The sequence below is a fragment of the Erythrobacter sp. HI0063 genome, from assembly GCF_001635685.1.
Classification (GTDB): domain Bacteria; phylum Pseudomonadota; class Alphaproteobacteria; order Sphingomonadales; family Sphingomonadaceae; genus Qipengyuania.
Window position 1 is genome coordinate 1 of sequence record NZ_LWFF01000250.1, and the last position, 20,143, is coordinate 20,143.

Genomic DNA, 20,143 nt, shown 5'->3' on the forward strand with positions numbered 1-20,143 from the left:
CGGCACGTCCGTGGTGATGATGCTGGTCTTCCATGGCTGGGCGGGGGGGCTGTTCGGCGAATTGACGCGTGGGGGGCTCTACGGCGTCGTGGTGCTGGCCTGGGCGCTCATGCTGCTCTGGTCGAAGCCGTGGCTGGATCGGTATCGCTACGGCCCGCTCGAATGGCTGTGGCGATGCCTGACCTATGGGCGCCGGTTTCCTTTAAGACGGTAAGTTCTCCCCACAGCCCTTGCTATTGAGAATAACTCGCACTACTCCTGTGAATGCGAATCGATCGCAAAGGGAGATCAGCGAGCGTGTACGTCTGCATCTGCAACGCCATCCGCGAAAGCGACCTGCGCCGCGTGGCACGCCATTGTCCGGGCGATGCGGAGGCGTGTTACGCCGCGCTGGGCAAGACCCCCAATTGCGGGGCCTGCCTGTGCGAAGCGGACGAGATCGTGGAGGAAGAGCGCGAAATGGCCTTCGTCCCCGAACACGTCGCCGCCTGATTTTCCGCTACTGAAAAGCGGTCGCAATGGCGGATTTCCGCCATTTTTCCGGCATTCCGCCTTGCCAGAGCCGACCTTGTTGAGCATACCGCCCCGGTAATTTCCCTCTTTCAGGAGACCCCCGGTGAAGGGCGACGAAAAGGTCATCGACTATCTCAACAAGGCGCTCACCAACGAGCTGACCGCGATCAACCAATACTGGCTGCATTATCGCGTGCTGGACAATTGGGGCGTGTTCAAACTCGCCGCTTACGAGCGCAAGGAGTCCATCGAAGAGATGGAACACGCCGACTGGCTGGCGGACCGCATCCTGTTTCTGGACGGGCTTCCCAACTTCCAGGCGCTGCACAAGCTGAAGGTGGGCGAATCGGTCAAGGAAGTGCTCGAAGCCGATCTCGCGCTCGAAATGGAGGCGATTCCGCTACTGCGCGAAGCCGCCGATTACTGCCAGCAGGTCAAGGATTTCACGTCCGGCCAGCTGTTCGAAAAGATCCTGCGCAACGAGGAAGAGCATGTCGACTTCCTCGAAAAGCAGTTCGACATGATCGTGCGCATGGGCGAGCAGAATTACATCCAGCTCCAGAGCGCGGCTGCCGGGGAAGAGGGCAATGAAGGCGGCGCGTGGGGCCTTGGCGGTGGAGACGGCAACGGCAATTGAGTGAAACGGCGCGCGGCGTTTGTATGAGCGTCGCCACCCCTCAGGCGAGTTCCCAGAAAGGCGCGTGGCCTGTGCCGCGCTTGACCAGGCGCGCGATCCGTTTCCCATCGGCAAACAGTTCGGCGCTTCCGCGCGTGAGATTGATGTCTGACACCAGCAACGCCGCCTCCACGCTTGCGCTGTCGAGTTCGGTGTCGGGCATGTCCTTTCCCTCGTCGTCCTCATCGAAGGACCGGATCACGATCTGCACTCTTCCCACGTCACTCTCCTACGCGCTTTCCGATCAATAGATGGGAATGGCGGCCTGAACGGAGTATGTGGGATTGGCTCGTCTGCCCGCAATTCCGTAACGTCCGAACGCGAAATGAGCTTGTCGTGCGATCGCCGCGCTCAGCTGCCGCCGTGCTTGCGCTTCGTACGCTTCCAGAAGCGGTTCTGCAGGCGATGCGGCGATTTGACGCCGACCGCTGCCAGCCGTGTCTCGCGGAAGAAATAGATCAGGCCGATGATCAACAGGATCATGGTCAGGATCCAGCAGGCTGCGATCAGCGTGCCGATCTGCGCTTCGATCCAGGCGCTGATGAAGAGCAGCGCGATCACCAGGCTGATAACCGCCGCCGCACCGGTGCCGAACATCACCGCGACCTGCGCCAGCGCGCGCCGCTTCTCCAGCCAGATGCGCTCTTCGTCCTGCGGATCGGTCCGGCCGTCCTCGATCCGGTCGTCGATCCGTTCGATCCGGTTGGCGATCCAGATCATGCGGCTGACCAGCACGTTCATGATCGCGCCGATCGCGGCCAGAAGGAAGGCGGGCGCCAGGCTCAGGGAAACGATCTGTTGCACGCGCGGCGTGCTCGCCGTGCGTTCGAGGATGTCGGACGCCACCGGAACGGCGGAACTCAGCAGGTCTGCGATCATGACGATGCGTAGGGGTTCTTCGCGCTTTTGAGGACGACGCGCACCGGCACCGCATCGAAGCCCAGCTTGGCGCGGATGCCGTTGACCAGATAGCGCTCGTAGCTCTTGGGCAGCATGTCCAATCGCGTGCCGAACACCACGAAACGCGGCGGGCGCGTTCCGGCCTGCGTGATGTAGCGCAGCTTGATCCGCTTGCCGCCGGGCGCGGGCGGGGGATTGGCCTCCATCGCATCGTCGAACCAGCGATTGAGGGCGGCGGTGGATACGCGTTTCGACCAGGTCTCGCGCAGCTCGAAGGCGGCGTTGAGCATGGTGTCGAGGCCCTTGCCGGTCTTCGCGCTGACCGCGAGCACCGGAAGGCCGCGCACCTGTGCCAGCCCATCTTCCAGCGCGCCCTTGATGCCATTGAACAGGGAGCTCGCATTTTCGGCGACATCCCATTTGTTGATGGCGATCATCAACGCGCGGCCTTCCTGCAGGACCATGTCGGCGATCTTGAGATCCTGATGCTCCAGCCCCTTGGTCGCATCGAGCAGCAGGACGACGACTTCGGCGAAATCGACCGCACGGCGCGCGTCGGCGACGGACAATCGCTCGAGCTTATCGGTCACGCGCGCTTTCTTGCGCATTCCGGCAGTGTCGATCAGGCGAATTTCCTGCCTGTCGCCCGTGCGGGGATTGAGCCACTCCCAATCGACCGCAATCGAATCGCGTGTGATCCCGGCTTCCGGGCCGGTGAGGAGGCGGTTTTCACCGAGCAGGCGGTTGATCAGCGTGGACTTGCCGGCATTGGGACGCCCGACGATGGCGAGCTTCAGAGGGCCGCGCGGGCGCTCTTCATCTTCGTCTTCGTCAAAGTCGATCGGTTCGACCGCATCCTCGTCTTTAGCTTCGGCCTTTTCGCCGATCACGGGCCATAGCGCGCCGAACAGGTCCGCGACGCCTTCGCCATGCTCGGCGGAGAGCGGCACGGGTTCGCCGAGGCCCAGCCCATAGCTTTCGAATACACCCGCTTCGCCCGCGCGCCCTTCGGCCTTGTTGGCGACGAGCACCACCGGCACGCTCTGCTGCCGCAGCCAGCGCCCGATTTCCTCGTCGAGCGGGGTCAGGCCCGCACGCGCGTCGATCACGAACAGCGCCGCATCGGCGCCTTCGATGCTGACTTCGGTCTGGGCACGCATGCGGCCGGGAAGCGTGTCCGCGTCTTCGTCCTCCCACCCCGCAGTGTCGACCACGGTGAACTGCAGGCCCGCGATCTCCGCATCGCCCATCCGCCGGTCGCGCGTGACGCCGGGCTGATCGTCCACCAGCGCCAGCTTCTTGCCGATCAGTCGGTTGAAAAGAGTGGACTTGCCCACATTGGGACGTCCGATGATGATGACGGTGGGTTTCATGAAAAGCGGCTTTCGTTGCGCCTGCGCAGGTGGCCCCTGCCGCCACCTTTGGCAAGCTCGGGGGCAGGCGGGTCGCGGAATATGCTGAATTTCTATTAACCAGCCCTACAAGGATAGCGGCAAATTTTTGCCGCCATTACGGTGGGCATGTACAAGCCTTCTCACCGTTCGCTCGCCATTGCGCTCCTGGCCGGTTCCACCGCCTTCGCTCCGCCGCTCGCCGCGCGCGATGCGCCAGGTTTCGAAGCGCGCACGGTGTCTCCCGCTATCGGCGCTCGGGCGGAACTGACGCCCTATCTCCAATGCGTGCCCTATGCGCGGCAGGTCTCGGGCATCGAGATATACGGCGATGCCCGCACATGGTGGGATCAGGCGCAGGGCCGATACGCCACCGGTACCGTCCCCAAGAAAGGCGCGGTGATGACCTTTCGCCCGCACGGCTCGATGGAACTGGGTCATGTCGCGGCGGTCAGCCGCGTGGTGGACAGTCGGACAGTACTGCTAGACCATGCGAACTGGTCGCCGATCGACGGGCGACGCGGCCAGATCGAGCGGGACGTGATGGCGGTGGACGTCTCGCCCGCCAACGACTGGAGCGCGGTGCGCGTGTGGTATCACCCGCTGGGCGCGCTGGGTACGACCGAATGGCCGGTCGAAGGCTTCATCTATCCGAGCCGCGATCGCTCTGCCCCGGCGGCAAATCCGACACGGGTGGCGCAAAGCCCCGCCATTGCGCCCGGACCGACGCGGCTCGAAAGCTCGCGCCGGTTCCTCGCCGCATTCGGCAATCTGGACTGAGTATCAGGCCTTGGCGACCGGCGCGTCCTCGCCGAGGTCTTCGTACCAAGCTTCGACAGGGCCGTTCAGCTTGATGGTGAGGGGATTGCCCTTGCGATCCATGGTCTTGCCGGCCTGCACGCGCACCCAGCCTTCGGAAATCGAATATTCCTCGATGTCGCGGCGCTGATTGCCCTTGAAACGGATGCCCACGCCGCGTTGCAGAACTTCCTGATCGAAGTGCTCGTTGCGCGGATTGACCGACAGGCGATCGGGCGGAACGTCGCTCGCGTCGGGAGTCTTCGCGGCGGCAGTGGTGTCGGCGGCAGTGGTGTCGGCGCCAGTGGTATCGGCGGCCATGTTTTCGGTTTTGTCGGTCATGCCGCGCCCCTAATTCGCGGGGGCGCGGGCGGCAAGATCATTTGCGGCCCCACCTTGCACGAGGGCCGGAGCGAGGCAGTCAGTCCGGCGGCGGCGGGGTTTCCAGCGGGGTGCGATCGGGCTCGTCGTAATCGGGCTGGACCGGCTCGATCTCGTCCGGCTCGTCGAAGGGGGTTTCGGAAGGCGGGCTTTCACCCGGGACTTCGTTCGGCGCGCCGGGATTGATGGTGTCGGGATTGGGATCGGGTTGCGTGGCCATGATCGAGGCTCCTTCGCGTTAAGGGGAAAAGGATCAATCGGGCGGCAGGTTGATCGTCGGCTCTCCGATCCCGTCGCGCTTGTCGCTCTCCACGAGTTTATCGGACAGCTCGGTATCGATCTCGTCGGGATCGCTGCGATGGCCGAGTACCTCGCCTTCGGTTTCGCCCTCGTCCTTCATTTCGGCGGCGGTCTTGGGCTTCACATTGGGATCGATCGTTGGCGGAGTCGCAGGGGGCGTGCGCGGGGTTTCGTAATCGGGATCGGGCGTGTCGGTCATCGGAGACAATCCTTTCACTATCATCAACCGACGACGGGTCTGACCCGTTCCTTCCGTCATGGGCGCTTCACCGCCGCGCTTGCCCTTTTCGGCGAAGCGGATTAGAGGCACGCGGCTATACGCGCGCTGGCGGCTGCTGGCGCGCGGCTTCGTTCGTATTGCGGGCGGATTGCGGGCGTGGCGGAATTGGTAGACGCGCTGGTTTTAGGTACCAGTATCGAAAGATGTGGGGGTTCGAGTCCCTTCGCCCGCACCAGCCGCCGCCAACCGGCCGTCCCTCGCGCAGCCCGATAGACAAGATTCGAGAGTATCCGTTCCCATGCAGATTACCGAGACGACCAATGAAGGCCTCAAGCGCGCCTACACGCTGACGATCCCCGCCAAGGACATCGATGCGCGTATCGGGGGCGAGATCAAGAAGATCGCCCCGCAGATCCGCATGCCCGGCTTTCGCCCCGGCAAGGTCCCGGCGAATCTGGTGCGCAAGATGCACGGCGAGCAGATGCACGCGCAGGCCATCAACGACATGATCCGCGAATCGGTCGACGAGCTGATGCGCGAAAAGGAACTGCGCCCGGCGATGCAGCCCAAGATCGAGCTCAACGAAGGCTACGATCAGGGCAAGGATGCCGAGCTGTCGGTCGAACTGGAAGTGCTGCCCAAGGTCGATGCGCCCGATGTCGATGGCCTGAAGCTGGAACGCCTGACGGTGCCCGTGGCTGACGAGCAGGTCGACGAGATGCTGCAGCAGCTCGCCGGCAACAATAAGAGCTACAAGGACGCGGCGAAGAGCAAGAAGGCCGCCGATGGCGACCAGCTGATCATCGATTTCGTCGGCCGCGTCGATGGCGAAGAATTCGAAGGCGGCGCCGCCCAGAACACGCCGCTCGTGCTCGGTTCGGGCCAGTTCATCCCCGGCTTCGAAGAGCAGCTGACGGGCGTGAAGACGGGCGATGAGAAGACCATCACCGTCACCTTCCCCGAAGATTACCAGGCCGCGCATCTCGCCGGCAAGGATGCCGAATTCGACATCACGGTCCAGCAGGTGAAGGTCGAAACCGACACCGAGATCGACGACGATTTCGCGAAGAATTTCGGCCTCGACGGGCTGGACAAGCTGAAGGAATTGCTGCGCGCCCAGATCGAGCAGGAAACCAACGGCCTGACGCGCACCCAGATGAAGCGCCAGCTGCTCGACCAGCTTGCCGCGGGCCACGATTTCCCCGTGCCGCAGACCATGGTCGATGCCGAGTTCGAACAGATCTGGGCCCAGCTGCAGCAGGAAGCCGCTCAGGCCGAAGATCCCGAAGCGGCAATGAAGGAAGTGGAAGATGAGCGCGACGATTATCGCCGCATCGCCGAGCGCCGCGTGCGTCTGGGCCTGCTCCTTTCCGAAATCGGCCAGGCCAACGGCGTCGAAGTGACCGGCCAGGAAATGCACATGCTGATCCAGCAGGCCGCCCAGCAATATCGCGCCGAAGATCGCGAACGGTTCATGCAGTATATCCAGCAGGAGCCGATGGCCGCCGCCCAGCTGCGCGCCCCGCTCTACGAGGACAAGGTCGTCGACTTCCTGTTCGACAAGGCCGACGTCACCGACCGCGAAGTGACGCGCGAAGAGCTCGAAGCCGCGATCGAAGCGGATGAGGGCGAGGAAACCGCGAAGGCGAAGGCTCCGGCCAAGATGAAGGCCGCTCCGAAAAAGAAGGCTGCCGCCAAGGACGCTGGCACGGGCGACGCCAAGGACGCGGACAAGAAGGTTCCGGCGAAGAAGAAGGCTCCCGCCAAGAAAGCCGCCGCCAAGGATGAAGGCGCGGACGACAAGGCACCTGCCAAGAAGGCTCCGGCGAAAAAGGCTGCCGCCAAGAAGGACGACGGCAAGGCCGAAGCCAAGAAGCCTGCGGCCAAGAAGGCTCCGGCCAAGAAGGCCGCTGCGAAGAAGTAATCGATCGGGCGGGCAGGGGCGCAAGCGTCCTTGCCCGCTTCGACCGGCGGTGCCCTTTGGGCTCGCAATGAAACGGAAGAGGTCGTGTGCCTCGCCGGTGTTTCTTCCTCTGAAATCGCCGCCAGAGCCGATCAGGTCAGGTCGCGGGCCTTACCTCCGCCAATCCCCTTACCTACAATATCGTCGCGAGCGTGCCGAAGCGTTTCGGCGCGGCCCGATCACTCCGGCTTGTAGTGCCGCTCAACATCGACCGGTCTGTCGCAGTCGAGCCGGTCCGCATCCTCGTCGCGCATCTGATCGGCTTCGGCTTCCTCGAGTTCCTGCCGCAATTCTTCGCGATCCTCGTGATCGGGCGGGACTAGCGAGGCCATGCTGTCTTCTTCGCCGACATGGATATGGGCGTTGCGCCGCTCGACAAAACCGATCACCGGCCCCGCAAAGACACCGTGGACCATGATCGATAGCAGGATCGCGAAACTGGCGGTCGCCCACAAAATGTCGAGCTGGCCGAAGGCCGCGTTGTTCTGGCCGTAGGCGAGGTAGTAGATCGATCCCATGCCGCGCACGCCCAGAAAGGCGATCGCGAGCTTTCCGGGCAGGGGCAGGCCGCACAGGGATTCGGCGATCAGGCCGGAAATCGGACGGATCACGAAGACGAGCGCAAGGCCGACCGCCGCACTCGCCCAGGTAAGCCCGTTCAGCACGCCGCTCGCCAGCATAGCACCGAAGCCGAACAGCACGGCGACGAGCACGATCTGTTCGATCTGATCGATGAAGTGATGGCTTATCTTGTGATAGCGGCTGGCATTCTCGCGCTGGCGCGCGGTTACGGCGGCGACGAAGACGGCCAAGAAGCCGTACCCTTCGACCAATTCGGCGCAGCCATAGGCGAGCAGCAGAGTGCCGAGCACCACCAGCCCTTCGCTGGTGGAATAGCGGGGGCGTTCGCTTTCGACATCGTCGATCGGCGCATCTGCCTCGCGCTCGAACACGTACCATGCGCCCGCCCGGCCGATGCCCCATCCGACCAGACAGCCCATGACGATGCGAAAGACCAGGTCGAAGGCCGCCCATTCCGCCGTCCACCAGCCTAGCGAGGTCATGCCGACAGCGGCGATCGCGAGATAGGTAAAGGGGAAGGCCAGCCCGTCATTCAGGCCCGCTTCGACCGTCAGGCTGAAGCGCACATCGTGGCGCTTCGATTCGCCGGGAGGGCCGACCTGGACGCTGCGGGCGAGCACCGGATCGGTAGGCGCCATCGCCGCTCCCAGAAGTATCGCGCTGGCAGGCGCCAGGCCGAGCGCCCACCAGCCGAGCAGGGCCACCGCGCCCACCGTCAGCGGCATGGCGATGACGAGGAGCGGCCAGATCTGCCGCCAGTTCTTCCAGCTGACCGGACGATCGATCGCCACTCCGGCCGCCGCGAGGCTGGCGATGACGATGAATTCGGTGATGTATTCGAGCGTCAGCGCATCGAACCCGTCGCGCGCCGGATTGAAATGCGGCAGGCCGATGGGAAGCGAGAAGATGGCAAAGCCCGCCGCTACATAGATGATCGGCAGCGACAGCCAGAACCGCGATAAGTGTTTTTCCAGGCTCACCGCGAGCATCAGCCCGAGGCCGAAGATCGCGAACAGGAAGATACGAGGATCAAATTCCATGCCGGAACCCGCTCAGTTCGCGGTCGCGGGCGCGGACGGGCGCAGGGCGGGTTGCCAGCGCTCGAAGCGCGGCTGCGGCAGAACGGCGCTGCGTGCACGCTCATAGGCGGCACCGGCCTTCAGCACGGCATGGTCGTCCCACTTCGCGCCGATGATCGACAGGCCGACCGGAAGACCCTCTATCGCGCCCATGGGCACGGTGAGGTGGGGATAGCCCGCGATCGCGGCAGGCGCACCGAAGCCGATCGAGCCGTTGAAATTGTCGCCATTGATCAGATCGCTGACCCAGGCGGGCCCGCGCGTCGGCGCGACGAGGAAGCTGACGTCGTTTTCGGCCAGCAGCAAATCTATCGTGCGCTCTCCAGCGAGATGGATCGCGTTCTTTCGCGCTGCTTCGTAAGCCTTGCGGTCGGTGGTGCCTTCCGCCTGGATAAACAGATCCTGCCCGAACCAGCGCATCTCCGTTTCGGCATTGGCCTCGTTGAAGGCGATCAGGTCGGCCAGGCTGCGCGGCATGTCTTCACCGGGAAGGGAGGAGAGGTATTTCCCCATCTCCTCGCGCAGTTCGAACATCAGCACCTGAAAACTGTCGCGATACATCTCGGTATTCGGCTCGAACTCGATATCGACCAGAATGGCGCCCGCGCGCTCCATATCGGCGAGCGCGGCGTCGAACGCGTCTTTCAGATCCTGCCGGTCGCCGACCTGGCCGCGCATCACGCCGATGCGCACGCCCTCCAGCGAAGACTCGGCCAGTCCCGCGCCGTAATCGGCGGGGCGGTTCGGTACCGTAGTCGTCACGGCATCCGCCGGGTCTGCGCCCGCGATCGCGGTCAGGAGCATGGCGGCGTCCATGACGCTGCGCGCCATCGGCCCGGCGGTGTCCTGCGTGCTGGAAATCGGCACGACATGCGTGCGGCTGACCACGCCCACGCTGGGCTTGAAGCCGACCACGCCGTTGATCGAGGCGGGACAGGTGATCGAACCATTGGTCTCCGTCCCGATTGCGGCCCAGGCGAAGCCCGCCGCCACCGCCGCCCCGCTGCCTGAGGAGGAGCCGCAGCTGTTGCGGTCGATCGCATAAGGATTGCGGACGAGGCCGCCCAGCGCGCTCCACCCGCTGGTCGAATTGCTGTCGCGGATATTGGCCCATTCGCTGAGATTGGTCTTGCCCATCACCACGCCGCCCGCGCGCCGCAGATTGGCGATCATCGGTGCGTCGCGCTCCGTGCGATTGTTGGCGAGAGCGAGCGATCCGGCGGTGGTCGGCAATTCGCGGGTTTCGATATTGTCCTTCACCAGCACCGTGCGTCCGCCGAGCGGGAGGCGCCGTGCTGCCCGGACCTGCGCAGTTATATCTGGCGCAAGCGCGATGACGGCGTTGAGACCGTTCGGACCGTCGTCATATTTCAGCGTCTTTGCTGCCTGGCCGACTGCCTGTCCCTCGCGAATGCCGCTGTCGGGGCCGAGGGGTTCGGCGCCGGAAGGAAGCTCCATGCGTGGAACGTCGATCCGAACGGTCGGACGTGACGTCTCCTGCGCCCCGGTGGCACATGCGGTAAGCGACGAGGCGAGAGCGAGAAGGGGCAGAATGCGTATGGTCATCCGCCAGCACTGCCATCGCCACGCCCCTGCGGCAAAGCCTAAATCAGAAGTTACCGCTGACGGTCAGGCGGAAGATCGGACCGATCCGGCGGCGCGATGTCTCGCGGAACAGGATCTCCTCGGTTGGGCGCGGCGCGGCGAACACGGTGCGCTCGAAATTCTGCGTCGCGCCCAGAACGTTCGACACCGAGGCGTTGAGCGTCAGGCCGAACACGTCCTTGTTCTCCACGAACACGTCAACGAAGGTCGGGCCTTCACCGCCGCGGCCGATCTCGAAGCGGCGCGAATAGGGCGCATTGTCGTTGCTGAACAATCCCGCGCCATAGGCCCAGTCCGATCCCGCGACGTCGTGGCGGACATTCGCCTCGACATAGTCGATCGTGTTGTTGGAGAACGGCCGGTCCAATCCGGTGAAGGGGTCGGTCACGCTCAGCCAAGCCTTCGAAGCGTTCACATCGAAGCGCACGCCCCTCGCGCCGATAGGATCGAGTTTCAGCGTCCCGGTCACACTCATGCGGGTCGATTGCGCATCGCCGATATTTCCCCGTGCCTCGCCCCCATTGTCGAGCGGGAAGAAATCGATGAAATCCTCGAAATCGCGGTAGGAATATTCGAGCTTCAGCGAACCCCAAGGACCGAAGCGGCGATTGGCTTCAATATCGAGATCCCAGCTCTGCACCGGGCGCAGGGCGTTGTTGCCCGCATTCTGATTGTCGTCGTCGAGCGCCACGCTGGCGAGAAAATCGCCGAACGACAATTGTCCGACCTTGCGCGTTACCTTTACCGAAGCGTCGAACTTGCCGCCCGGCGTCCAGGCGAGCGAGAGCGAGCCCTTGGGCCGCTGGAACGTGCGCGAATTGGCGGCCACGCCGGTCTGTTCGATGCGCGAATATTCGCCGCCCGCCGTTGCCTGCAAGGCGATCGTCCGCGTAACCTGCTTGCTGACGGACAGGATCGCTTCGTATCGATCCTCGGTCACGCCGCCGGTCCCTGCCGGGAACGGGACGATTACGAACTCTCCTTCGGGCGAGAGACGGAACAGGCCCGATGCGCGGTCAAGCCGGTTGAACGCGGCCTCGCCAGCCAGCTGCCAGTCGGCGGCGAACATGCGCCAGCCATATTCGAAGCGTCCGATCCGCTCGCCGATCCCATTGGTCTGGGTGAAGCGGCTGCCGCGCGGCAGCGAGCCATCGTCGAAGCTGTCGATCACGCTGCTTTGAAATTCGTCGCGTTCGAACCGTTCGAGGGCGATCAGCTTCATCTTGCCCGGCCCGAGCGGAAATTCGATATCGCCGCCGATTTCGTATTCCGGCCCGCGCTCGCGCGCTTCGGCCAGGCGGCTGCGGCGAGGGCCATCGAGGGGGACCGCCAGTTCGGGCGTCTCCTCGAAAAAGAAATCCTCGCCATATTTGAGATTGAGATTGGCGAGCAAGCTGTTCGAAAATTTATAGGTGAATCGCGTGGAGAGCTGCGGATTGTCGAAGCCGCCGGAAAATTTCGTCGCCTGCGTTTCGATCAATTGCCCGCGCCCGTCGGTGATGAGGATATCGCCGTCCGCCCCGAAACGCTGATTGCCGTTGCTTAGCGCCACTGTGTAATCGAGCGCACCGCTGCTGCCCGTCAGCGAGATTTCGCCGCCATAGAGCTGCGCTTTCGTATTATGGGCGCGAAAGCCCGTGGTGTAGCGGAACTGGCCCGAACTGCCGGCGCGCTGGATGACGACATTGGCGACCTGCCCGGTGAGGCCGGGAATATCGAGCACGGTCCCGTCGACGATTTCGATCCGCACCACGTCGCTTGCCGGTATGCGCTGCAATTGATCGCGCGCGCTGTCGGATTTGCTCGATAGCCGTTCGCCATTGATCAGCACGTTCTGGCTCGCCTGGCCGAGCCCGCGCGCCGAACCGCGTTCCTCCGTGATGACGAATCCGGGAATGCGCGCCACCATGTCGAGCGCGTTGCGCGGGGCGAATTGCGCGAAATAGGCGGGCTCGTACACGGTGCCGCGCCCCTGGCCGGTGCCATCGGCGACATTCACGCTCGGCGCGCCATCCCCCTTGGGCGCCGCTGGCGGTTTCTCCTGCGCGAACGCGGCGCTTGCCGTCCCGGCCAGCAGCATGGCGGCGCTCCAACGCGCGGGTCCATTGAGGCGATGACTGGCGATGATTGTTCCTCCCGTGTTGCCCACACGTGTAATCGGGCGCTCGGGGCCCGATATCCGCCATCGACCGGGTGCAATTTGGGTCCGATGAACGGCGCGATCACGCCGTCACGGATCGACGAACTCCGAATGGCGCGCCCGGTTAGGGTAAATGCTCTTGAAAACGCACCCATGATCGCGACATAGCGGGGCGACACGGACGGCAAGGACACTTCATCACTATGATCGATCTCAGCGCAGCACTCGGCGAAACCCACGGCACGCAGGGCCAGTTCACGCGCGACCCGCTCACCGGCGCGCTGGTGCCCGTGGTGGTCGAACAGACCAGCCGGGGCGAGCGCAGCTTCGACATTTTCAGCCGCCTGCTGCGCGAACGCATCGTGTTCGTGACGGGTCAGGTGGAAGACGGGATGGCTTCGCTCATCACCGCGCAGCTGCTGTTCCTCGAAAGCGAAAATCCCTCCAAGCCCATCAGCATGTACATCAACTCGCCCGGCGGCGTGGTGACGGCGGGCATGGCGATCCACGACACGATGCAGTACATCAAGCCGCGCGTTTCGACCGTGTGCATGGGGCAGGCCGCGTCGATGGGCAGCTTCCTGCTGGCTGCGGGCGAGCCGGGTATGCGCATCGCGCTGCCGAATGCGCGCATCATGGTCCACCAGCCTTCGGGCGGCGCGCGTGGCATGGCCAGCGACATCGAAATCCAGGCGCGTGAGATTCTGCGCATCCGCAAGCGGATGAACGATCTCTACGTCAAATATACCGGCAAGAGCCTGACCGAGATCGAGAAGGCGATGGATCGCGACACCTTCCTCGAAGCGGAAGAAGCGATGGAATTCGGCATCGTCGACAAGGTCTTCGAGACCCGGCCCGAAAACGAGGGCGGCGAGGGCGAAGGCTCGGGCGGCGCGCCGGAGTGATCTTTCAAACCCTGTCGCATCCGGACGGACAAACGGGCTGACGCCCGATAGGTACGGATGCGATCGGCGATTAACCGTTTGGACAGCCGGTTCGCGTTACAAGGGCGAACCATGGCAGGATCTTCGTGGCGAAAGCACGGCCCGCCTCTTGGTCGGGGCGTTGCAACCGCTACGATGTTGACCCTGCCCCGCTGAAGCTTACAACCGGCCATTCGCCGGAGGGCATTGCGGGGCGAAGACAGGATATGACCGAGTTGACCGGAACCGATAGCAAATCGACATTGTATTGCAGCTTTTGCGGCAAGTCCCAGCACGAGGTGAGGAAGCTCATCGCCGGGCCGACGGTGTTCATCTGCGACGAATGCGTCGAGCTGTGCAACGACATCATCCGTGAAGAGACCAAGGCGGGAATCGCCGGCAAGAAGGAAGGGGATATCCCCACGCCTTCGGAAATCTTCGAGACGCTGAACGATTACGTGATCGGGCAGGACCGCGCCAAGCGCGTGCTCTCCGTCGCGGTTCACAACCACTATAAGCGGCTCAAGCATGCGGGCAAGGCGGGCGACGTCGAACTCGCGAAGTCGAACATCCTGCTCGTCGGCCCGACCGGCTGCGGCAAGACGCTGCTGGCGCAGACGCTGGCGCGCACTTTCGACGTGCCCTTCACCATGGCAGACGCCACCACGTTGACCGAAGCGGGCTATGTCGGCGAGGATGTCGAGAACATCATTCTGAAGCTGCTTCAGGCGTCGGACTACAACGTCGAAAAGGCGCAGCACGGCATCGTCTATATCGACGAGATCGACAAGATCACGCGCAAGGCCGAAAACCCCTCGATCACGCGCGACGTGTCGGGCGAAGGCGTGCAGCAGGCGCTCCTGAAGCTGATGGAAGGCACTACCGCCTCCGTTCCGCCGCAGGGCGGTCGCAAGCATCCGCAGCAGGAATTCCTCCAGGTCGATACGACGAACATTCTGTTCATCTGCGGCGGCGCGTTTGCAGGTCTCGAAAAGATCATTGCAGACCGGTTGCAGAAGCGTTCCATCGGCTTTGGCGCGCATGTCGCCGATCCGGACAAGCGCCGCGTGGGCGAATTGCTCGAAAAGAGCGAGCCGGAAGATCTGCTCAAGTTCGGCCTGATCCCTGAATTCGTCGGTCGTCTGCCGGTGATCGCCACCTTGCGCGACCTCGACGTTGACGCGCTGGTGACCATCCTGACCGAACCGCGCAACGCGCTGGTCAAGCAGTACGCCAAGATGTTCGAGCTCGAAGATGTCGAACTGACCTTCCAGGAAGACGCGCTGAAGGCCATCGCCGACCGCGCCATCGCCCGCAAGACCGGCGCACGCGGCCTGCGCTCGATCGTGGAAGGCATCCTGCTCGACACGATGTTCGACCTGCCCGACATGGACGGGGTGAGCGAGATCGTGGTCGACAAGGACGTGGTCGAAGGCCGCAAGGAACCGATCCAGGTCCATGGCGGCAAGAAGGACAAGGAAGAGGCGGCCTGAGTCGGACGCGCATTCTCTTCGTCTGCGGTAAAAACCGCTGGCGAAGTCCAACAGCCGAACAGATTTATTCCGGCCGAGAGGACATCGACGTCCTTTCGGCCGGAACTGCATCCGACGCGGATGTTCCGCTGGATGGGGAGACAGTAGCGTTGGCGGATCGCATCTTTACCATGGAGGCGCGGCACAGACGTGCTCTGCGATCACGCTTGGCCGAGCAGCTTGGGAACAAGTCGATCGTTAATCTCGGCATCCCGGATCGCTACCGGTTCATGGATGACGCGCTTGTCCGTTTGCTGAAAGAACGGCTCGCACGGCATCTGCCTTGAGTCTGAGGTTCATTCGGCTTCGCCAGATATCAGACGGTCCAGCAATTTTTTCGCCTCCACCAAGCCTTCGATACCGGTACCTACGGAAACCGTGGTGACGCTCGATGATGCGCCTACTCCGCCGGGGGTATAGAAATTGCGTCGCGTCCTTCCAGACCGCGCAGCACGCGAGAGATAGTCCCGTGCTCGAGTGATATCTCTTTCAATGACCTCGCCTGCTACCAATCGCTTGCCCAGTTCGTATTGTGCGACCTTGTCGTCGCCGTCGGCCAATTGCTCGACCGTAAGGTTGGGCAGGGCGGCATAGGCTTCGGCGTTTCGGCGGGCCTGTGCGATCGCGACGATGAGCGCTTGGCATCCGCTCGCTGGCCTTGTTTCGTTATGCGCAAAACAGGTGTCGTTGAGGACCTGTTCCTGGACCGCAGTCATTGGCACTTCGCGCCACTCGCCGACAGATTGGGAGCCCACGAGATTCGAGGGGGATCCCGCGCATGCGGCAACAACGATGGATGCAATGGAGAGCAGGAAAAAGCGCACGATATTAGTCGTCACGGCAGCCGTCCGCTTGGCAGATTCTGCGAATTTCGATCTGGATCGTCGTATGGCCGATCCGGTGATGATGCTCCAACTCCTCCGCGACTTCGCGCAGGAAAGTGTCGCCGGGATGGCCTTCCGGCATCACCAGATGCGCGGTGAGGGCGGTTTCGGTCGTGCTCATCGGCCAGATATGCAGGTCATGGACCGCCTCGACGCCCGGTAGTCCTGAAAGATAGGCGCGAACCTCGCTCTCTGACACGGTCTTGGGCACGGCGAGCAGGCTCATCGCCACGCTGTCCTTCAGCAGCCCCCACGTGCCCCAGGCGATCACCAGCACGATCGCGATGCTGACGGCAGGATCGATCCAGCGTTCGCCCGTCCACAGGATGGCCAGCCCTGCGATCACGACGCCCAGGCTCACCAGAGCGTCCGCCGCCATGTGGAGGAAGGCACCGCGGATGTTGATGTCGTCCTGCCCTTTGAGGAACAGCGCGGCGGTGCCTGCATTCACCAGGATTCCGATGCCCGCCACGATCGCCATCGTCTCGCCCTGCACCGGTGCAGGCTCGGCTACGCGGCGCAATGTTTCGAACAGTATCGCGCCAATCGCGATCAGCAGCAGCCCCGCATTGGCGAGCGCGGCGAGGATGGTCGAGGATTTGAAACCGTAGGTAAAGCGCTGGGTCGGCGGGCGCTTGGCCGCCGCGCTGGCGCCCCAGGCGAGCAGCAGAGCGAGCACGTCGGACAGATTATGGCCCGCATCGGCGATCAGCGCCATGGAGCCGGATAGCCAGCCATACACCGCCTCGATGATCACGAAGCCGGTGTTGAGCACGATTCCAATCAGGAACGCGCGGCCGAAATCCTTTGGAGCATGAGAGTGCCCGTGCGCATGATCGTGTCCGTGAGCATGGTCAGACCCGTGCGAATGTCCGTGATGCGACCCCATCGCCTATTCGTAGACGCAGGCGTCCAGCCCGTCACGCCCCACCACGCCGATGCGGGCGGAGATCGTATTGCCGTGGCGGCGCAGCCAGCCTCCGGGGTTCACGACCGAACGTTCCTTGGGTAGCGGCAGCGCGGCGGCCATGCGCGCCGCTTCGATCGGCGTCAGGCTGGCGGCGGACTTGTCGAAATAGCGCTCCGCCCCGGCTTCCGCGCCGTACGTGCCGATTCCCGTCTCCGCGACATTGAGATACACTTCCATGATCCGGCGCTTGCCCCAGATATTCTCGATCAGGAAAGTGAACCAGGCTTCCAGGCCTTTCCTGAAATAACCGCCGCCCTGCCACAGAAACACGTTCTTCGCGGTCTGCTGGCTGATCGTGGAGCCACCGCGAATGCGCCCGCCTTCACGATTGCTGCGGATCGCATTCTCGATCGCTTCCTGATCGAAGCCGTTATGCGAGCAGAACTTTCCGTCCTCCGCCGCGATCGCCGCGCGCACCAGATTGCGGTCGATGTCGGACAGCGGCTCCCAATCCTTGGTGATGCCGTTCTCGTCCATCAGCATCGTCGCGGTGACGGGAACGGGCACGAATCTGAAGACGACGACCAGCAGCAGGCTCAGCGCAACGAAGCCGAGGATCAGTTTCACCAGCAAGGTCGCGAACCATCTCATCGGGCAGGGATTAGGCGCGGCGCCGCCTCGGTGCAACCGATCGGCGCGCGCACCGTTATGGTGGCACACGGCAAAGAAAGCTCCTTTTTATGAAGAACTCCGGCAACACCATCCTCATCACCGGCGGCAGCAGCGGCTTCGGACGCGAATATGCGCGTGCCTGGCACGATGCCGGCAACACCGTGATCGTGGCAGCCCGCAGCGCGGACGAACTTGAGGAGACGGCGAAGGGGCGCGAGAACCTTCATGCGATGCCGCTCGATGTGGCGGATGCGGCGGCTGTCGAACAGTTCGCGAAAGAAATCGTCGAGCGCTTTCCTGATCTCAACATCGTGATGAACAATGCGGGCATCATGCCCTATGAGGACATCACCGGCGCGCGCGATCTGTCCGATGCCGAAAAGGTGATCGCGATCAATGTCCTCGGGCCGATTCGGCTGACCGATGCGCTGATCGATCATCTGAAGGCTCAGGACGATGCGGTGCTGATCAACGTGACATCCGGCCTGGCCTATGTCCCCATGCCCAAGGCGGCGACCTATTCGGCCACCAAGGCGGCTATCCATTCCTACACGCTGTCACTGCGCAAGCTGATGGAGGGGCAGGTCGAGGTGATCGAACTGGTCCCGCCGGGTGTCCAGACCGAACTTACCCCCGGCCAGTCGACCCGAGAGGGTTACATGCCGCTCGACGAATTCATCGAGGAGACGCTGGCCCTGTTCGCGCAAAATCCCACGCCGGAGGAAATTCTGGTCGAGCGCGTCAAGGGTTTCCGGTTTGCCGAGAGGGATGGCACGGTGAAAGAGAATCTGGACATGCTGGCGAAGCGGTAGGGCCGATTAATTCGAGCGGCTTTCGCTCCAGCGCAAACGAAAAGGGCCGCGCCTCCATCGCAGAGGCGCGGCCCTTTTATCTGATCGAAGCTGGAAGTCAGGCCATGCCCGGAAGCAGCCGGTCGCCCGCGATCGTCTTCATCGACTTCTGAAGCTTTTCGAAGGCGCGCACTTCGATCTGGCGGATGCGTTCGCGGCTAACGTCGTAGACCTGGCTCAACTCCTCCAGCGTCTGCGGGTTCTCCGTCAGGCGCCGCTCGGTCAGGATGTGCTTTTCGCGGTCGTTGAGGCTGCCCATCGCTTCCAGCAGCATGTCGTGCCGCACTTCGGCCTCTTCGGCGTCGGCTACGGTTTCGTCCTGCAAGGGGCGATCGTCGGTCAGCCAGTCGAGCCATTCGCCCGAGCCTTCCTCGCCATTGCGCATGCTGACATTAAGCGATCCGTCGCCCCCCATCATCATGCGGCGGTTCATGTTGATCACTTCCTGCTCGGGCACGCCGAGATCGGTAGCGATCTTGGTCACGTCGTCGGGATGCAGATCGCTGTCTTCATACGCTTCGAGCTGCTTCTTCATCCGGCGCAGGTTGAAGAACAGTTTCTTCTGCGCGGCGGTGGTGCCCATCTTCACGAGGCTCCAGCTGCGCAGGATAAACTCTTGAATCGAAGCCTTGATCCACCACATCGCATAGGTCGCAAGGCGGAAGCCGCGATCGGCCTCGAACTTCTTGACGCCCTGCATCAGGCCGACATTGCCTTCCGAGATCAGATCGCTGACCGGCAGACCATAGCCGCGATAGCCCATGGCGATCTTCGCCACGAGGCGCAGGTGGGAGGTGACCAGCTGGGCCGCGGCTTCGCTGTCCTCATGCTCCTCGTACCGCTTGGCGAGCATGTATTCCTGCTCGGCGGTGAGGATGGGGAATTTCTTGATTTCGGCGAGATAGCGATTGAGGCTCTTCTCGCCGCCGAGCGCGGGGACGCTCAAGGATTTTGACTTGCTCATGGTACCCTGACCTTTCTCTAGCCAGCCTCTTCGATCGGACCCCTGATGGGCATCCGGTGCGGTGGGCCGCTGGTTCAATATATAGTCTGTGGACCGGCGCGAGTGAAGCGCCCTTCATCGATTTCAACGAGCGGTTTCGTCGATAAGTTCCCGCATGTCGGGTGGCAGTTCGGCGCGGAATTCCACCGTTTCGCCCGTGGTCGGGTGAACGAAACCGAGCTCCGCCGCATGGAGCGCCTGACGGGTGAAATCGAGCCTGGCGAGAAGCTCGCGAAGGGGCTTGGGCGTCCGTCCATAAACAGGGTCTCCCAATAGCGGATGACCTATTGATGCGCAGTGAACGCGCACCTGATGAGTGCGCCCCGTTTCCAGCCGGCATTCGATCAGCGCGGCATGGGCGAGTCGCTGGACGAGCCTGTAATGCGTAACGGCATGTTTCCCGCGTGAGGAATCCTTTGCGAGCACGGCCATTTTCTTCCGGTCCCGGTCCGAACGGCCGAGGCGGGCATCGATCGTGCCTTCCGCTGGGTTGGGATGGCCCGCGCATACCGCCAGATAGCGGCGATGGATCGAATGATCGGCGAACTGGCGCGCGAGGCCTTCATGCGCGGCATCGGTCTTGGCGACCACCAGCAGGCCCGACGTGTCCTTGTCGATCCGGTGCACGATGCCGGGCCGCTCCACGCCGTTGATGCCCGACAGACGCCCCCGGCAATGATGGAGCAGCGCGTTCACCAGCGTCCCGTCGCGATTGCCCGCCGCCGGGTGCACCACCATGCCCGCAGGCTTGTCGACCACGACAAGCTGATCGTCCTCGAACACGATCGTCAGCGGAATGTCCTGAGGTTCGAGATCGAGC

Annotated in this window: 23 protein-coding genes and 1 tRNA gene; 10 read left to right on the plus strand and 14 right to left on the minus strand. The window is 63.2% G+C overall.

The window, feature by feature from the left end; all coding sequences use genetic code 11:
• The 3 genes from A3736_RS08025 to bfr all read left to right on the plus strand — a co-directional run.
• Window positions 1–214, plus strand: a 214-nt coding sequence (locus tag A3736_RS08025; protein ID WP_156502045.1) for a DUF418 domain-containing protein, incomplete at its 5' end; no start/stop codon positions are given.
• Window positions 215–297: 83 nt separating this feature from the next.
• The gene (locus tag A3736_RS08030) at window positions 298–492 is read left to right on the plus strand and encodes a bacterioferritin-associated ferredoxin (protein ID WP_067681420.1); all 195 of its coding nucleotides are present in this window, start codon (window positions 298–300) and stop codon (window positions 490–492) included.
• A 124-nt stretch (window positions 493–616) separates the two neighbouring features.
• The gene (gene bfr, locus A3736_RS08035) at window positions 617–1,150 is read left to right on the plus strand and encodes a bacterioferritin (protein ID WP_067681423.1); all 534 of its coding nucleotides are present in this window, start codon (window positions 617–619) and stop codon (window positions 1,148–1,150) included.
• Window positions 1,151–1,190: 40 nt separating this feature from the next.
• Here bfr and A3736_RS08040 read toward each other — a convergent pair whose 3' ends face one another.
• The 3 genes from A3736_RS08040 to der all read right to left on the minus strand — a co-directional run bounded on the left by A3736_RS08040 (window position 1,191) and on the right by der (window position 3,462).
• On the minus strand, window positions 1,191–1,409 hold the full coding sequence (locus A3736_RS08040; protein ID WP_156502046.1) for a hypothetical protein: 219 nt from the start codon (window positions 1,407–1,409) through the stop codon (window positions 1,191–1,193).
• 131 nt (window positions 1,410–1,540) lie between these two features.
• Complete coding sequence (locus A3736_RS08045) at window positions 1,541–2,068, minus strand: DUF2721 domain-containing protein (protein ID WP_067681429.1); 528 nt, start codon at window positions 2,066–2,068, stop codon at window positions 1,541–1,543.
• Window positions 2,065–3,462: a ribosome biogenesis GTPase Der gene (gene der / locus A3736_RS08050; protein WP_067681432.1), complete on the minus strand. Its 1,398-nt coding sequence runs from the start codon at window positions 3,460–3,462 to the stop codon at window positions 2,065–2,067. The genes A3736_RS08045 and der overlap by 4 nt, the downstream gene beginning before the upstream one ends.
• Before the next feature lie 147 nt (window positions 3,463–3,609).
• Here der and A3736_RS16700 point away from each other — a divergent pair, with 147 nt between their 5' ends.
• Window positions 3,610–4,260, plus strand: a complete 651-nt coding sequence (locus A3736_RS16700) for a CHAP domain-containing protein (protein WP_082851381.1) — start codon at window positions 3,610–3,612, stop codon at window positions 4,258–4,260.
• A 3-nt stretch (window positions 4,261–4,263) separates the two neighbouring features.
• Here A3736_RS16700 and A3736_RS08060 read toward each other — a convergent pair whose 3' ends face one another.
• The 3 genes from A3736_RS08060 to A3736_RS08070 all read right to left on the minus strand — a co-directional run bounded on the left by A3736_RS08060 (window position 4,264) and on the right by A3736_RS08070 (window position 5,158).
• Window positions 4,264–4,620 (minus strand): DUF3297 family protein, encoded by a 357-nt coding sequence (locus A3736_RS08060; RefSeq protein ID WP_233999315.1) that lies wholly within the window; start codon window positions 4,618–4,620, stop codon window positions 4,264–4,266.
• 79 nt (window positions 4,621–4,699) lie between these two features.
• On the minus strand, window positions 4,700–4,879 hold the full coding sequence (locus tag A3736_RS08065) for a hypothetical protein (protein WP_067681435.1): 180 nt from the start codon (window positions 4,877–4,879) through the stop codon (window positions 4,700–4,702).
• Between the two features lie 33 nt (window positions 4,880–4,912).
• On the minus strand, window positions 4,913–5,158 hold the full coding sequence (locus tag A3736_RS08070; RefSeq protein ID WP_067681437.1) for a hypothetical protein: 246 nt from the start codon (window positions 5,156–5,158) through the stop codon (window positions 4,913–4,915).
• Window positions 5,159–5,329: 171 nt separating this feature from the next.
• Here A3736_RS08070 and A3736_RS08075 point away from each other — a divergent pair.
• Window positions 5,330–5,414: transfer RNA gene (locus tag A3736_RS08075), tRNA-Leu, on the plus strand.
• A 63-nt stretch (window positions 5,415–5,477) separates the two neighbouring features.
• Complete coding sequence (gene tig / locus A3736_RS08080) at window positions 5,478–7,103, plus strand: trigger factor (RefSeq protein ID WP_067681440.1); 1,626 nt, start codon at window positions 5,478–5,480, stop codon at window positions 7,101–7,103.
• A 218-nt stretch (window positions 7,104–7,321) separates the two neighbouring features.
• Here tig and A3736_RS08085 read toward each other — a convergent pair whose 3' ends face one another.
• The 3 genes from A3736_RS08085 to A3736_RS08095 are packed head-to-tail and all read right to left on the minus strand — an operon-like array spanning window position 7,322 to window position 12,488.
• Window positions 7,322–8,764 (minus strand): sodium:proton antiporter, encoded by a 1,443-nt coding sequence (locus A3736_RS08085; protein ID WP_082851382.1) that lies wholly within the window; start codon window positions 8,762–8,764, stop codon window positions 7,322–7,324.
• 12 nt (window positions 8,765–8,776) lie between these two features.
• Entirely contained in the window at window positions 8,777–10,369 is a 1,593-nt protein-coding gene (locus A3736_RS08090; RefSeq protein WP_082851383.1) for an amidase, read from the minus strand.
• Between the two features lie 43 nt (window positions 10,370–10,412).
• A complete protein-coding gene (locus A3736_RS08095; protein WP_067681443.1) occupies window positions 10,413–12,488 on the minus strand; it encodes a TonB-dependent siderophore receptor in 2,076 nt (691 codons plus the stop codon).
• 263 nt (window positions 12,489–12,751) lie between these two features.
• On the opposite strand from A3736_RS08095, the gene A3736_RS08100 reads away from it, so the two are divergent.
• The 3 genes from A3736_RS08100 (at window position 12,752) to A3736_RS17955 (ending at window position 15,290) form a co-directional block, all read left to right on the plus strand.
• Window positions 12,752–13,453 (plus strand): ATP-dependent Clp protease proteolytic subunit, encoded by a 702-nt coding sequence (locus A3736_RS08100; protein WP_067681445.1) that lies wholly within the window; start codon window positions 12,752–12,754, stop codon window positions 13,451–13,453.
• Between the two features lie 245 nt (window positions 13,454–13,698).
• Window positions 13,699–14,964 carry an ATP-dependent Clp protease ATP-binding subunit ClpX gene (gene clpX, locus A3736_RS08105; RefSeq protein WP_067681447.1) on the plus strand — a complete coding sequence of 422 codons (1,266 nt, stop codon included), beginning with the start codon at window positions 13,699–13,701 and terminating at the stop codon, window positions 14,962–14,964.
• Between the two features lie 149 nt (window positions 14,965–15,113).
• A complete protein-coding gene (locus A3736_RS17955; RefSeq protein WP_233999316.1) occupies window positions 15,114–15,290 on the plus strand; it encodes a hypothetical protein in 177 nt (58 codons plus the stop codon).
• A gap of 9 nt (window positions 15,291–15,299) precedes the next feature.
• Here A3736_RS17955 and A3736_RS08110 read toward each other — a convergent pair whose 3' ends face one another.
• Genes A3736_RS08110 through mtgA form a run of 3 tightly spaced genes read right to left on the minus strand, consistent with a single transcriptional unit; the run spans window position 15,300 to window position 17,448 of the window.
• Window positions 15,300–15,827, minus strand: coding sequence for an SEL1-like repeat protein (locus A3736_RS08110; protein ID WP_156502048.1), 528 nt, complete (start codon window positions 15,825–15,827; stop codon window positions 15,300–15,302).
• Window positions 15,828–15,831: 4 nt separating this feature from the next.
• Complete coding sequence (locus A3736_RS08115; RefSeq protein WP_067681452.1) at window positions 15,832–16,776, minus strand: cation diffusion facilitator family transporter; 945 nt, start codon at window positions 16,774–16,776, stop codon at window positions 15,832–15,834.
• Between the two features lie 3 nt (window positions 16,777–16,779).
• Window positions 16,780–17,448 carry a monofunctional biosynthetic peptidoglycan transglycosylase gene (gene mtgA / locus A3736_RS08120; RefSeq protein ID WP_067681455.1) on the minus strand — a complete coding sequence of 223 codons (669 nt, stop codon included), beginning with the start codon at window positions 17,446–17,448 and terminating at the stop codon, window positions 16,780–16,782.
• Between the two features lie 89 nt (window positions 17,449–17,537).
• Between mtgA and A3736_RS08125 the strand changes: the two genes are divergently transcribed.
• On the plus strand, window positions 17,538–18,281 hold the full coding sequence (locus A3736_RS08125) for an SDR family oxidoreductase (protein WP_067681458.1): 744 nt from the start codon (window positions 17,538–17,540) through the stop codon (window positions 18,279–18,281).
• Window positions 18,282–18,378: 97 nt separating this feature from the next.
• Here the strand turns inward: A3736_RS08125 and rpoH are convergent, their stop codons facing one another.
• Both rpoH and A3736_RS08135 read right to left on the minus strand, forming a co-directional pair.
• On the minus strand, window positions 18,379–19,284 hold the full coding sequence (rpoH, locus tag A3736_RS08130; RefSeq protein WP_197465545.1) for an RNA polymerase sigma factor RpoH: 906 nt from the start codon (window positions 19,282–19,284) through the stop codon (window positions 18,379–18,381).
• 123 nt (window positions 19,285–19,407) lie between these two features.
• On the minus strand, window positions 19,408–20,143 hold a 736-nt coding region (locus A3736_RS08135), incomplete at its 5' end, for an RluA family pseudouridine synthase (RefSeq protein WP_067681461.1).

What these genes read in the sequence shown, in the direction of transcription:
- clpX (WP_067681447.1), top strand. Translation starts at nt 13,699, where the DNA reads ATGACCGAGTTGACCGGAACCGATAGCAAATCGACATTGTATTGCAGC.
- A3736_RS08045 (WP_067681429.1), bottom strand. Translation starts at nt 2,068, where the DNA reads ATGATCGCAGACCTGCTGAGTTCCGCCGTTCCGGTGGCGTCCGACATC.
- A3736_RS08125 (WP_067681458.1), top strand. Translation starts at nt 17,538, where the DNA reads ATGAAGAACTCCGGCAACACCATCCTCATCACCGGCGGCAGCAGCGGC.
- tig (WP_067681440.1), top strand. Translation starts at nt 5,478, where the DNA reads ATGCAGATTACCGAGACGACCAATGAAGGCCTCAAGCGCGCCTACACG.
- A3736_RS08090 (WP_082851383.1), bottom strand. Translation starts at nt 10,369, where the DNA reads ATGACCATACGCATTCTGCCCCTTCTCGCTCTCGCCTCGTCGCTTACC.
- mtgA (WP_067681455.1), bottom strand. Translation starts at nt 17,448, where the DNA reads ATGAGATGGTTCGCGACCTTGCTGGTGAAACTGATCCTCGGCTTCGTT.
- A3736_RS08085 (WP_082851382.1), bottom strand. Translation starts at nt 8,764, where the DNA reads ATGGAATTTGATCCTCGTATCTTCCTGTTCGCGATCTTCGGCCTCGGG.
- A3736_RS08070 (WP_067681437.1), bottom strand. Translation starts at nt 5,158, where the DNA reads ATGACCGACACGCCCGATCCCGATTACGAAACCCCGCGCACGCCCCCT.
- der (WP_067681432.1), bottom strand. Translation starts at nt 3,462, where the DNA reads ATGAAACCCACCGTCATCATCATCGGACGTCCCAATGTGGGCAAGTCC.
- A3736_RS08095 (WP_067681443.1), bottom strand. Translation starts at nt 12,488, where the DNA reads ATGCTGCTGGCCGGGACGGCAAGCGCCGCGTTCGCGCAGGAGAAACCG.
- rpoH (WP_197465545.1), bottom strand. Translation starts at nt 19,284, where the DNA reads ATGAGCAAGTCAAAATCCTTGAGCGTCCCCGCGCTCGGCGGCGAGAAG.
- A3736_RS08065 (WP_067681435.1), bottom strand. Translation starts at nt 4,879, where the DNA reads ATGGCCACGCAACCCGATCCCAATCCCGACACCATCAATCCCGGCGCG.
- A3736_RS08060 (WP_233999315.1), bottom strand. Translation starts at nt 4,620, where the DNA reads ATGACCGACAAAACCGAAAACATGGCCGCCGATACCACTGGCGCCGAC.
- A3736_RS16700 (WP_082851381.1), top strand. Translation starts at nt 3,610, where the DNA reads ATGTACAAGCCTTCTCACCGTTCGCTCGCCATTGCGCTCCTGGCCGGT.
- A3736_RS08100 (WP_067681445.1), top strand. Translation starts at nt 12,752, where the DNA reads ATGATCGATCTCAGCGCAGCACTCGGCGAAACCCACGGCACGCAGGGC.
- A3736_RS08115 (WP_067681452.1), bottom strand. Translation starts at nt 16,776, where the DNA reads ATGGGGTCGCATCACGGACATTCGCACGGGTCTGACCATGCTCACGGA.